Source organism: Maricaulis sp., assembly GCF_015665295.1.
In the GTDB taxonomy this organism is placed as follows: domain Bacteria; phylum Pseudomonadota; class Alphaproteobacteria; order Caulobacterales; family Maricaulaceae; genus Maricaulis.
Genome location: NZ_JADFAJ010000031.1, coordinates 18,641 through 31,090 on the forward strand (window position 1 = coordinate 18,641; position 12,450 = coordinate 31,090).

Consider the following 12,450-nt stretch of genomic DNA (forward strand, 5'->3'; position numbering starts at 1 on the left):
CTTCGAGCTTTTTTAATAGCGCTAACATCAATTTGTCAGACAACGAAGTCAAGCCTCCGCGACCGCCCGCGCCAAAGTTTCAGGAATTGTCCGAGACTCGTCCGGTCGAGGCCCGCACGATGAGCTGGTGCGGCAGCAACTGATCGATCAGGGCGCGCAGATCGCGGCGCGACGGGTCGCGGGATTCCTGAAGGACAAGCCGCAGCGCGGCCTCTGCCATGCGGGCAACCGGCTGTCGGATCGTGGTCAGCTCGGGCCACACAGCCGTCGCCAGCGGCGTGTCATCGAAGCCGGTGACCGAGAGGTCACCCGGAACATCAAGCCCGCGCCGGTGGGCGGCGGCCAGGGCACCGGCGGCCATGTCGTCATTGCTGGCAAAGATCGCCGTCGGCGGGTGCTCCAGCGTGAGCAGGCGCTCGGCCGCCTCGAAGCCGGAGCGATAGGTAAAGTCGCCGGGCTCGACAAGCGGTTCGGCCGGAGGATCGGCTCGCCGGATCTCGGTCTCGAAGCCGAGCAGGCGCTCGACACTGGCGGTCTGGTTGACGGCGCCCTTGATAAAACCGATGCGGCGATGACCGAGCTCGACCAGATGCCGAGTCATTTCGGCCGCGGCCGCGAAATCATCCATCCGGACGGCATGGGCGTCGGATCGGGCATGGCCGGTACCAACCGCGATGGCGACAACGCCGGCCTCGCGCAGGGCGGCGATGGCGCGGTCGGACTCGGCATGCGGCGCCGGCAGGATCACCCCGGCAACCCCCCCCGCGATCAGGCGTCCGATGGCAGCGGATTCGCTGTCCGGCGAGATGTCGCACTTCTCGATCACCAACAGGGCACCACTGGTCTGGGCGCCGTCGAGCGCGCCAACAAGGAATTGCGAGAGATAGCCGGCGGAGGGGTTGGAGTAGAGCAGGCCGATCCGGCCGGCGCCATTGCGGGCCAGGCTGCGCGCGGCGGCATTGGGCGAATAGCCGAGTTCCTTGACCGCGCGCATCACGGCCTCGCGCGTCGAGGCCTTCACGCCAGGCACATTGTTCATCACCCGGGAGACCGTCATCAATGAGACACCGGCCTCGCGGGCGACATGGTCCATCGTCACACCGCCGCTGCGTTTCTTGGTCCTGCTCACACGGCCTCCCCGATCTCTGGTCGTCTTGATCGCGACCCCTCCTCAAGCATCCGCTGGCTTGGCCGCACGGGCAAGGCCAGCCGCCACACAGGCCGCGGCACCGCGACGGGTGAGTGCTTCAAGCGCCGCAGTCAGGGCCTCGACGACGCCGACCCGGCCCGCGAGATCACAGCCGAAGACCGGTTCAATGGCGAGCAGCGCCGGACCAGCGCCGCGCGATAGGCGGCCGCGTCAAAACCGGCGCGAATATCAAGTGTCGGTTCCGCCTCGTCCCGGATCGCATTGACCAGACCATCAAAACCCGGCGCTGCCATCGCCTGATGTACAAGATCATGCCCGGCCAGGGCACCCAGATAGGCCAGCGCCGAATGCGAGCCATTGAGCAGGCGCAGCTTGATACGCTCCCACGCGGCAACATCATCGGTCATTTCGACACCGACAGTCTCCAGCGGCGGACGCCGGTCGGAAAACCAGTCCTCGACCACCCATTGAGTGAAGCCCTCTGTCTTGACCATGGCGGCGTCGCGATAGCCGGCCACAACCTCCAGCGCGTCGATGTCAGCTTCGGTGGTAGCCGGGACGATGCGGTCGACCATCGAGGAGGGAAAGGCGGCCTCGGCTTCAATCCATGCGGCGAGATCGGGGGCAAGCGCGGCGGCGAAAGCGAGCACGGCCTGACGGGTACGCCGGCCATTGTCCGGGATATTGTCGCAGGACAGGGTGGTGAAGGCCGGAAGGCCGGCAGCCCGGCGGGCACCCAGCGCCGCGACCAGCAGGCCCGGCACGCTGCGCGGCTGGTCCGGCGCAGCAAGGTCGGCCCGGATTTCCGGCGCGTCCAGCATCAGAGTCCCACTTTGCGGGTCAAGCAGATAACCTTTCTCGGTCACGGTCAGGGTCACCAAGGCGGTGTCCGGATGGGCCATCACGGCGACCAGGGAGGCCGGGTCATCCGGTCCGACAAGAACCTCGCGGATCGCGCCGATAATTTGACGACGCTCGCCCTCGGCATCGCGTACCCGGCAGGTATAAAGACCGTCCTGGGGATTAAGCTGTTCAGCGACGCGGGGCGACCGCAGGGAGGCGCCGCAGATCATCCAGCCGCACGCTCCGGCAGCCATCAGGGCATCAAAGCAGACCGCCTGGTGAGCCCGGTGGAAGGCACCAAGCCCGAGATGCACGACCCCGACCGGCTGGTTGCGATCATAGCCCGGCTTGTCGATGCCGGGCGGCAGGGACGCCAATGCAGCAGCGCTCAATCTCATCGGCAAACCGCCCGTCCGAAACGCAACCGCGCGCGCCATACCGTCGCCATCCCACGCCGTTTGATGTCCGGATCGGCACCAAAGTTGACAGAGCCACAGTGGCGCGTCAATCAATTGTCCGACAAGAAAAGGCGTCGGAGCCCGTGATGAGAATAACCGCAGCGAAAGTCATCGTCGCCTGCCAGGGGCGCAATTTCGTCACGCTGAAAATCGAAACAGATCAGGGCCTTCACGGAATCGGAGACGCAACACTCAATGGTCGCGAGAAGGCGGTTATCGCCTATCTGGAAGCGCATGTGATCCCGCTGCTGATTGGACGGGACGCGCACCGGATCGAGGATATCTGGCAGTATCTCTATCGCGGCGCCTATTGGCGGCGCGGCCCGGTGACCATGTCCGCAATTGCTGCGGTCGATACCGCGCTGTGGGATATCAAGGCCAAGGCAGCCGGCCTGCCGCTTTACCAGCTGTTGGGCGGCGCCTCGCGTGATGGCGTGCTGGTCTATGGCCATGCCAATGGCGCCGATATCGATGAGGCCCTGGCCGCGAAACACCCCTATAATCCCAAACAGCTGCCGGTCGCGCGGCTGACCGACGGCTCGATGTGGAACTGGTAGGCATGACGCGGGTCCCGCGCATAACGATCATTGGCGAAGCCATGCTGGAATTGTCCGGCGCGGGTGAAGCCTTTGTGCTGGGCGACAGTGTACGTCTGGGCCAGGGCGGCGACACGCTGAACACGGCAATCGGCCTCGCCCGGCAGGGCTGCCAGGTCGACTTTATCACAGCCCTGGGACGCGATGCCTGGTCGGACGCCATGATCGCAGCCTGGCAGGCCGAAGGGGTGGGTACGGATCATGTCCTGCGGCACCCGGAACGTCGGCCCGGCCTCTATGCAATCCGGACCGACGCGGCCGGCGAGCGCGCCTTCGATTACTGGCGCGACCAGTCTGCCGCGCGCGAGATGTTCAGCCTGCCAGGCATGGACGCGGCGCTCGCCGGCGCTGCGACGGCCGACTTGCTTTACCTGTCCGGCATCACGCTCTCCATCCTGCCCGAGGCGGCGCGCCTGCGCCTGATTAGGCTCGCCGGCGCGGTCAGGCAGGCCGGCGGCAGGGTTGCATTCGACCCCAATTACCGACCGACCGGCTGGTCCGGCCCCGCCGAGGCCCGGACGGCCTTCGACGCATTTGCCGCCGTGACCGATCTTGCGCTGCCCACCCGATCCGACGAGGACATGCTTCACCCCGGACTTGGCATCGCCGACCATTTCGCGCGCTGGCGCGGCCTCGGGGTCGCCTCCGTCGTGCTGAAGGACGGGGCAAACGGTTGCCATGTCGGCCTGGGCGGCGAAGCACCGGTCCATCATCCTGCCCATCCGCCCATCGCCGTCATCGACACAACAGGAGCCGGCGACGCCTTCAATGCCGGCCTGCTCGGTGCGCTCACAGTCGGTGCCGAGATCAGCGCAGCCATCAAGGCCGGCAGCCGGCTTGCCAGCCACACAATTGCCCATCCTGGCGCGATACCGCCACACGCCGGGTCCGGCTCCTTCATCAGCCAACAAGAACATGTCTCATGACCGCGTTTGCCCGCCTTCCCGCCCCGCGCCTTGCCGGCCTGGGCCTTCCAGCCCTTGCCATCGCCCTCGCGCTCGGCGGCTGTTCGGCCGACCAGCCTGTCCCGGATGCGACCGGGCACGCCCGGCCTGCGGCCGACGACTCGCACCTGCTCGACCCGCTCTTCACCGACCACATGGTGATCCAGCGCGATCAGCCGGCGGCTATTTGGGGGCAGGCCGAGCCAGGCAGCACGGTCACGGTGCGCCTGGGAGTGGACAGCCAGAACGCGACAGCGGATGCCGCGGGTCGCTGGCAGGCCGAATTCGGGCCGCATACCGCAGGCGAGCAACTGGTGCTCGAAGTCATCACGGCCGATGGCGTCAACCAGCGGATCGAGGATGTTCTGGTCGGTGATGTCTGGCTGTGTTCCGGCCAGTCAAACATGGAATTTCCGGTCGAGCGAGCCCTCAATCCGGGCAGCGAGATCTCCGGACCGCACAATCCTGCCATCCGTCTTCTGACCATAGCCCATGACAGCCGCGCCGCACTGCTTGCGGACCACGCCAATCCCGATGTCTGGCGGGTCTCCGCATCGGACAGCGTGCGGGACTTCTCCGCCGTCTGCTATTTCTTCGCTCGCGAGCTCCAGGCCCGGGTCGATGTGCCGATGGGGCTGATCGACGCCTCCTGGGGCGGCTCACAGATCGAAGCCTGGATCAGCGCCGGCGGCCTGCGCTCGACCGGCGACTTCGACACCGCGCTCGACACGCTGGCCCTTTACGCCACTGACCCGGCCGCCGCGAGCGCCGGATTGGGTGTCGAATGGGAAGACTGGTGGCAAACGACCGCCGGCACGACGCCCTGGTCACGCGAGGCGGTCCTCGCCGATCCGGGACAGCCCGCGCCGACGCCGATGGGCGACTGGCGCAGCTGGGGCATTCCGGAAATGGACGGACATCTCGACATGGTCTGGTTCACGCGGCAGGTCGAACTAGATGCCGGTCAGGCCGGACAGGACGCCTGGATTGATCTCGGCGGAATCGACGAGGTCGATGCCAGTTGGGTCAATGGCGAATTCATCGGTTCGACCTTCGGCTGGGGCACGGCGCGCACCTATGCGCTGCCGCAGGGCGGGCTGCAGGCCGGCACCAACACGATCGCGATCAATGTCCTCAACAACTGGGGCGCCGGCGGCATGGTCGGGCCTGATGAGGCCGTCCGCCTGCGCTTTGCCGATGGCAGCGAGGTGCAGCTCGCCGGCAATTGGCGCTATGCACGGGTCGCGCCCTCGATTGGCTCGCCCCCGCGCGCGCCCTGGGAGTCCGTTGGCGGGTTGACCGGCATGTACAATGGCATGATCGCCCCGCTCGAACAGACCCGGATTGCCGGCATGATCTGGTATCAGGGCGAATCCAATACCGGCCGCGCCGACGCCTATGAGGAGCTGCTCAACACCTTGCTCGCCGACTGGCGGGACCAGTTCGGGTCCGACATGCCGGCGCTGATCGTGCAGCTGGCCAATTTCGGGGCCCTGGCAGACCAACCCGTCGAATCCGGCTGGGCGCGTGTACGGGATGCCCAGCGTCGTGTCGCCGAGACGGACCCGCGCGCTGGCCTGGTCATCACGATTGATATCGGTGACCGGCTCGACATCCATCCCGCCAACAAGCAGGAGGTCGGCCGCCGCGCGGCCCGAGCCGCGCTGCATGTCCTGCATGATGCTCAAGGCACAGGATGGGGCGCACGGCCGCGCGCAGCACGCCAGGACGGTGGCCGCATCCATATCCGTTTCGATGATGTCGAAAACGGTCTGTACGCGATGAGTGCGGAGGCGCCGGGCGGGTTTGAGACCTGCGGCGCCAATGGCTGCCAATACGCCCGGGCCAGACTGATCGGGGACCGCGTCGTGCTGACGACCGACGCCGAGCAGGGTGCTGTGACCCATGTCCGCTATTGCTGGGCCGATTCCCCGATCTGCCAGCTCTATGACGGGGCCGGCCTGCCAGTCGGACCGTTCGAGCTCGCTGTGACCCGGGAATAGGCGGCACCCGCGATCAGGCCATCCTGAGGAATGGACCGCAGCCCGCAGCATGGCCGGGAACACGCCTGCGACGATGCGTTCATAGAGGACCTGCGGGATGTCATGGCCCATGCCGTCGACAATCTCCTGTGCCGCGCCTGGAATGTTGGCCGCGGTGTCCTCACCGGCCTCGACTGGGACCAGCGGATCGTCACGGCCATGGATCGCTTCGACGGGCTGACCGATCGTCGCCAGTTTTGCGCGCCGGTCACCTTCTCCCATGATCGCCGCATATTGGCGGGCAAGGCCGAGCGGATGATGCCCGCGGTCAAGATTGGCCGCTGCGCGTTCACGCACCAGGTCCGGATCGATCCGGCAGCCCGGACTGCCGATCGAGAGGCAGGATTGAACCGCGCAGTCGAGATAGCCCTCGCGGTCGGTCGCCGGATTCGGGGCCGGGGTCTAGGCAAGGAATGGCGGGCGACAGGTCGGCGAGGATGGCAGCGAAATCCGGCGGGCCGGCATGGTCGAAATGCTGCGACAGGCCGACATCGCGATTGTCAAAGCGGATCCCCCGGTGTCCGGGCTCTGCCAGCCAGTCGAGAAAATTGCAGAAGGCCCGTCTGCCCGTGTTTCGGGGACCCGCTGCGCGCGCATCCAGGACAAGCGGGCTGAAGGCTAGCGCAAAGGTCCGGTGAGATGGAGACGGACCTTGAGGCCACCATGATCAACCGGCCGCCCAGGCTGGCCAAAGGGCAGGCGCGTGGCGCGTACCAGCGCGGGATCGGTGGTCACCAGGGCAACCCGCCAGCCGGAAAAATGCATCCGCATCGCTTCGCCAAATGCACCATAGACTGCATAAAGGGCCTTCTTGTTGCCGATCCGGGCGCCATAGGGCGGATTGACGATGACCAAGCCCGGCGGACCATCGGGACGCGCAAGCTCCTTGACCGGCACGACATCGAAATCGGTGACGCCGGCTAATCCGGCGCGTTCGGCATTGGTCCGGCTCATTCGGACGGCGCCCGGGTCACGGTCAGAGCCGCGATAGCGCGCAGCCCCGAATGTGGCGGCAGCCCGCGCGGCGGCGGTCTCGGTGCGCGCGGACTTAAGCGATCGCCAAGCCGCGCGGTCAAAACCGGCAAGCAGCTCGAAAGCAAAATTGCGTGAGCGGCCCGGCAAAAGGCCGGCCGCGATCTCGGCCGCCTCGATGACAAAGGTGCCCGAGCCGCACATCGGGTCAAGCACGGGCTCCGCCCCGTCAAACCCGGCCTCGCGCAGGAAGAGCGACGCCATGGTTTCGCGGATCGGCGCCTTGCTGACCTCAGCCTTGAAGCCGCGCCGGTGCAATAATTCACCAGACGTATCGACGCTCAGCGTACACAGATTGTCATCAATCCGGACCCGGACGCACAAGCCAGCCTCATCGCTTGTCGGAGTACCGGCGACGGCCTCGATCGCCTTCGCCACGCGCTCGGCGGCGGCTCCGGCATGGTAGATTTTCGAGCGTCGGCAGCTGGCTTCGACCTTCACCGGCATATCGGGTCGCAGCAGCCCCTTCCAGTCGAATCGGTGGGCACGCTTGTCCAGCTGCGACAGGTGGACCACGCGAAAACTGTCGAACCGGGCCAGAATCCGACTGGCGCCGCGCACTTCGAGATTGGCCCGCCACACATCAGCCCAGCCGCCGACAATCGTCACACCGCCCGGCTCCGGACGCGGCTTGTCAAACCCGAGCGCTGTCAGCTCTGCGCACAGGGCTGGCTCAAGGCCGGGCACCACACCCAGGAAAATTTCGAAACCCGTGTCATTCGCCATCGCGGACATTTATCCGAGATCGCGGCCGGATGCGACCACCAGAGACGACAAGCGACCACTCACCCCTGGCCCACCTCATCCAAGGCAATCGCCAGTGATTTGACGACGGCCTGGCACTCGACACCTTCTGCCAGTTCCAGCGCGGCGATCGAGCGGCGGGTGATGCGCGCCAGGACAGGCCCGGCCGGCGTTTTTAGCGTCACCAGCGTCGCGGCGGCATCGACTTCCGCGATGCGTTCGACCGTGGCAGGCAAGATGTTGAGTGCCGACAGGCCTCGCGGCCGATCGCGGGAGACCAGCACATCACTGGCGGCGATGCGCAGGCGCACCATGCCGCCTTCTGTCCCGTAAAACTCCGGCAGGTAGATCGGCGTGCCGCCGGCCGACAATTCCGTAAGACCATCCTCATGCCGACGCCCGATGCGGGCGCAGATCACGGCACCGGCCTGACTTGCTCCCGCAGGCATCAGGGCTGGATCGCCCAGAATCTGCTCAGGCGTGCCCTGACCGACCGCGCGACCGGCCTCGATCACGACAACCGTGGTCGCCAGCCTGACCACTTCCGGCACAGAGTGGGAAACGTAGAGGATGGGAATGGAAAACGCGTCCCGCAGCCCTTCAAAACAAGTCAGGATCTCCGCCTTGCGTGGCGCATCCAGAGCCGCCAGCGGTTCGTCGGCCAGCAGCATGTCGGGATTGCTCAGCAAGGCCCGCCCGATCGCAACCCTTTGTCGTTCACCGCCCGACAGGCCTGCCACCGCCCTGTCCAGGAGTGCGCCGATCCCAAGGAGCTCGACTATCGGATCAAAGCCGACCGCTTGCGGTCGTACCGCGGCGAACCTGCGTCCATAGAGAAGATTGGCGCGCACACTCAGGTGCGGAAACAGGCGCGCATCCTGGAAGACGCAGGCCAGCTGTCGCCGGTGTGGCGGGACGAAGACCCGTTTTTCTGTGTCATTGAGGCAGCGCCCGTCAATACTGATTCTGGCATGCCGGGGCCGGGTCAGGCCCGCCACAGCGCTGACTAGGCTCGACTTGCCAGAGCCCGAGCGTCCAAACAACACGGTGACGCCGGGCGGCGCCTCAAACTGCGCATCCAGCTCGAAATCACCAAAACGGTGCCGGACATCGACCCTCAGACTCATTCGCCGGCCACCTTCCGGGCAACGCGGCGCGCCAGAATCTCCGAGGCGATCAAGGCGGATATCGAAATCACCACCGAGATGATCACCAGTCGCACGGCCGACATTTCCCCGCCGGGCACCTGCAGGATTGCGTGGATCGCTGTTGGCAGAGTCTGGGTCTGGCCGGGAATGTTGGCAACAAAGGTGATGGTTGCCCCGAACTCCCCCATCGCCTTGGCGAAGGCGAGAATCGAACCTGCCAGAACGCCCGGCAACGCCAGCGGCAGGGTCACCGTCGCGAAGACCTGGATCGGCCGGGCACCAAGCGTGGCACTGGCCTGCTCCAGCTTGGGGTCGACGGCCTCAATCGACAGACGGATAGCCCGAACCATCAAGGGAAAGGCCATGATCGCAGCCGCCAGAACCGCCCCGGTCCAGCGAAATGCGAAGACAATCCCGAAGGGTTCCAGCAAACGGCCAACCGGACCCTGGCTTCCGAACGCCAGCAAAAGCAGATAGCCGGTCACCACGGGCGGCAGGATGAGCGGCAGATGCACAAGTCCGTTGAGCAGAGACCGGCCCGGGAAATTCCCGCGCGCCAGCAGATGCGCTATCCACAGGCCGGGCGGCAGGCTGAGCAGCGTCGCCCATGCTGCAACGCGCAGCGACAGGAATACCGCCTGCCACTCCTGCGGGCTCAACCCGTCCATACGCGCCGCCTCCTGTCACTCATCAACGACAAATCCCTGCTCTTCCAGCACACCACGGGCCTGCGCACTGCGCAGGAAGGCGAAAAACTGGCGCGTCGCATCGCTGGCCCGCCCCGCCGTGATCGCGACCGGATAGCGGATTCCGGGATGGCTCGAGGCCGGCAGCTCGAACAGCACGGATACACGCGGCTCAGCGAGCGCATCACTTCGGTAGACAAGCCCGATCGGCGCCTCACCGATGGCGACGAGGGCCAGTGCCGCGCGCGCATTGTCGGCCTGCACAACATTACCTGACAGATCCTCCCAAAGGCCGAGCGAGCGAAGCGCTGCCTCGCCGTATATCCCCGCAGGAACCGATCCGAGCAAGGCCATGGCCATGCGACGATCACCGAGCTCGGCCAGGCAAGCCTCGAACGTGATATCCGGCCAGGGCGTGCGACCACTGCCATGCGCAATGAGCACCAGTCGGTTGCCGACGAGGTCAAAGCGGCTGTCCGCCTCGATCCGGCCTTCGGTCTCCAGCCTGTCCATCCACGCCGAATTCGCCGACATGAAGATGTCGGCCGGCGCACCCAGCGAGATCTGCCGGGCCAGTACGGGCGATCCGGCATAGGCCAGGGTGAGGTGGTGGCCGGTCTGGCGCTCGAATTCAGCGCCAATTTCATCGAGGGCCGTGCGCAGGCTCGATGCGGCAAACACCGTGATCTCGCCGGCCGGTGGCGCTGCCCGGCAACCGGTCAACAGGACCAGCCCGGCCAGTCCGGCCGCCAGAATGTCGAACGCCCACCGCAGGCGCGAGCGACCCGTCTGGTCGCTGGCAGCCCTTGCGGTTTGAAGAACGGTTATCGCCACGGCAATCCAGACACTCTCCGGTTAAACCCGCCCGGTTACTGGCAGCAAGGCGCCTGTAACGGCCCGGGCCTGTTCGCTGGCAAGAAACAGAATGACCGCCGCGAGATCATCCGGCGCCACCCAGTCAGACGGGTCCGCATCCGGCATGTCGGCTCGATTGGCGGGCGTATCGATAATGGAGGGCAGGACGGCATTAACCGTCACCTTGCCAATCAGTTCACGCGACAGACTTTCGGTCAGACGCGCGACCCCGGCCTTGGACGCGGCATAGGCGCCCATGCCCGTGTCAGATCTCACCGCACCGGCCGCGCCGATATTCACGATCCGTCCCGCCGCGCTTTCTGTCAGCCAGGGCAAGGCTGCCTGGCTGGCGACGACAGCCGTGCGCAAATTGATGGCGAACATGCGTGCCCAGGTCTCGACATCGCCGCCCTCGACCGTTTCCCAGGCAAAGCCGCCGGCGATATTGAGCAGGGCATCAATACCCCCATTCGTCTCGGCGATTGTCGACATGGCGTTGCCCGTGGCATCCGGGTCGGTGAGGTCAACGCCGCCGAGACGGAGATGACCAGCCAGATCGGTCGCATCACCGATTGGAGCCCGGTCGACCAAGGCGACCCGGTGGCCCTCCTGAAGCGCCCGACGCGCTGCTGCCTGCCCGAGAATTCCTGCTCCACCGGTGATCACGATCGTGCGCTTGTTCATGCTTCTTCCCGCTGCCTTGTCATTGCTCTTGCCGGTCAGGACCGGTTGCCGCCAAGAAACCTGAATTCCATGTCGCAAACCAGTCCTGCGGACAGGTTTTCCTCGCTCTACCGGGCCGCTTTGCGCCTTTTTCTGCGTATATCGCGGGAAAGAAAGGTGTGATGTCATCCCTGCCCTGTACCCAAATCATCGTCATTCTGACAAAGGTCGGGATGGCGGTGTGTGGGGCGTGGGGAGGCTGATCCCTGTCTGACACCCGGGCCATGAACTGGCTGGTGTACGCGCCCGTTGCGGCTTGGCATCGCTACAGGCGAGGCCGGCTCTGTGCAAAACTCGGCAGGCCTGATTCGAACCCTTGGAGCGCCAAATGGACATCGACACCACACCTGCAATCTGGGGCGCCATGCGCGCTCGGCAGGGCCGTGACACCGCAAGCACCGAAGGGTTCGCGCGCATGCTGGCAACCTGTCTGGATCTCGGCATCGACTGGATCGATCATGCCGACATCTATGATGACGGTGCGGTCGAGGCCCTGCATGGCGAGGCGGCCCGGACCCTTTCCGGCGGGGACCGCTCACGCCTGCGCGTGATCAGCAAGTGCGGGGTCCGTTTCGCCTCACCCGGCCAGCCCGGTGTTCGGCTGCATCATTATCGGGCCGATGCGGCCTGGCTGCAGCAACAGGCGGAGGCCTCCCTGGCGAGGCTCGGTACCGAGCGCATTGATCTCTACCTCCTGCACCGGCCCGACTATCTCATGCGGGCCGAGGAGACGGCCCGGGCTCTGGAGGACCTGATCAGCAGTGGCAAGATCGCCGCTTGCGGCGTGTCCAATTTCTCGGCCCACCAGGTCGAAACACTCGCCGCGGCCGGCAATCTGGCACTCGCCGCCAACCAGATTGAGCTGTCACCCTTCCACACCGCGCCACTCGATAATGGACAGATCGACCAGGCCCGCCGACTGGGCCTGGCAGTCCTTGCCTGGTCACCACTCGGCGGGCAGCGCCTGTTCAACGCCGACGATGAAGTATCGTGTCGGGTACGCGACTGCCTGTACGCAATGCGGGCACGATTGCCGGACGATCACGGCATCGACGCGCTGGCCCTTGCCTGGTCGCGCCGGCTCGGTGCAATCCCGATCCTGGGAACCGCTAGCCGTGATCGTCTCGAGCGGCAGGTTCGAGAGATGTACGCCATCGAGATGGACGTGCAGGACTGGTATGAAATCCTGGAGGCAGCACGGGGCGTGCGGGTACCCTGAAACCGGTCCG

General features: G+C 65.8%; 11 protein-coding genes and 1 pseudogene. 5 read left to right on the top strand and 7 right to left on the bottom strand.

What is annotated here, in order from left to right; all coding sequences use genetic code 11:
* Positions 1-79: 79 nt before the first annotated feature.
* A complete protein-coding gene (locus QZZ02_RS13175; protein ID WP_291845078.1) occupies positions 80-1,129 on the bottom strand; it encodes a LacI family DNA-binding transcriptional regulator in 1,050 nt (349 codons plus the stop codon).
* 131 nt (positions 1,130-1,260) lie between these two features.
* The gene (locus tag QZZ02_RS13180; protein ID WP_291845080.1) at positions 1,261-2,391 is read right to left on the bottom strand and encodes a mannitol dehydrogenase family protein; all 1,131 of its coding nucleotides are present in this window, start codon (positions 2,389-2,391) and stop codon (positions 1,261-1,263) included.
* A gap of 146 nt (positions 2,392-2,537) precedes the next feature.
* Between QZZ02_RS13180 and QZZ02_RS13185 the strand changes: the two are divergent.
* From QZZ02_RS13185 to QZZ02_RS13200, 4 genes and pseudogenes are all read left to right on the top strand, one after another.
* Positions 2,538-2,927, top strand: a pseudogene (locus tag QZZ02_RS13185) (bifunctional D-altronate/D-mannonate dehydratase); the annotation flags it as partial.
* Positions 2,928-3,010: 83 nt separating this feature from the next.
* Positions 3,011-3,973 carry a sugar kinase gene (locus QZZ02_RS13190; protein WP_291845081.1) on the top strand — a complete coding sequence of 321 codons (963 nt, stop codon included), beginning with the start codon at positions 3,011-3,013 and terminating at the stop codon, positions 3,971-3,973.
* Positions 3,970-5,994 (top strand): sialate O-acetylesterase, encoded by a 2,025-nt coding sequence (locus tag QZZ02_RS13195; protein WP_291845082.1) that lies wholly within the window; start codon positions 3,970-3,972, stop codon positions 5,992-5,994. The genes QZZ02_RS13190 and QZZ02_RS13195 overlap by 4 nt, the downstream gene beginning before the upstream one ends.
* Positions 5,995-6,024: 30 nt before the next feature.
* Positions 6,025-6,648 carry a hypothetical protein gene (locus tag QZZ02_RS13200; protein ID WP_291845085.1) on the top strand — a complete coding sequence of 208 codons (624 nt, stop codon included), beginning with the start codon at positions 6,025-6,027 and terminating at the stop codon, positions 6,646-6,648.
* A 3-nt stretch (positions 6,649-6,651) separates the two neighbouring features.
* Here QZZ02_RS13200 and QZZ02_RS13205 read toward each other — a convergent pair whose 3' ends face one another.
* From QZZ02_RS13205 to QZZ02_RS13225, 5 genes are read right to left on the bottom strand one after another with little or no spacing between them, the layout of a single operon-like run.
* Positions 6,652-7,791, bottom strand: a complete 1,140-nt coding sequence (locus tag QZZ02_RS13205; RefSeq protein ID WP_291845086.1) for a class I SAM-dependent RNA methyltransferase — start codon at positions 7,789-7,791, stop codon at positions 6,652-6,654.
* A 59-nt stretch (positions 7,792-7,850) separates the two neighbouring features.
* Entirely contained in the window at positions 7,851-8,936 is a 1,086-nt protein-coding gene (gene modC / locus QZZ02_RS13210) for a molybdenum ABC transporter ATP-binding protein (RefSeq protein WP_291845087.1), read from the bottom strand.
* The gene (gene modB / locus QZZ02_RS13215) at positions 8,933-9,625 is read right to left on the bottom strand and encodes a molybdate ABC transporter permease subunit (RefSeq protein ID WP_291845088.1); all 693 of its coding nucleotides are present in this window, start codon (positions 9,623-9,625) and stop codon (positions 8,933-8,935) included. Before modB ends, modC begins: the two co-directional genes overlap by 4 nt.
* Positions 9,626-9,640: 15 nt before the next feature.
* Complete coding sequence (modA, locus tag QZZ02_RS13220) at positions 9,641-10,477, bottom strand: molybdate ABC transporter substrate-binding protein (protein WP_291845089.1); 837 nt, start codon at positions 10,475-10,477, stop codon at positions 9,641-9,643.
* A 21-nt stretch (positions 10,478-10,498) separates the two neighbouring features.
* Positions 10,499-11,182 (bottom strand): SDR family NAD(P)-dependent oxidoreductase, encoded by a 684-nt coding sequence (locus QZZ02_RS13225; RefSeq protein WP_291845090.1) that lies wholly within the window; start codon positions 11,180-11,182, stop codon positions 10,499-10,501.
* Positions 11,183-11,549: 367 nt separating this feature from the next.
* On the opposite strand from QZZ02_RS13225, the gene QZZ02_RS13230 reads away from it, so the two are divergent.
* Complete coding sequence (locus QZZ02_RS13230) at positions 11,550-12,440, top strand: aldo/keto reductase (RefSeq protein ID WP_291845093.1); 891 nt, start codon at positions 11,550-11,552, stop codon at positions 12,438-12,440.
* The last annotated feature ends 10 nt before the right edge of the window (positions 12,441-12,450 follow it).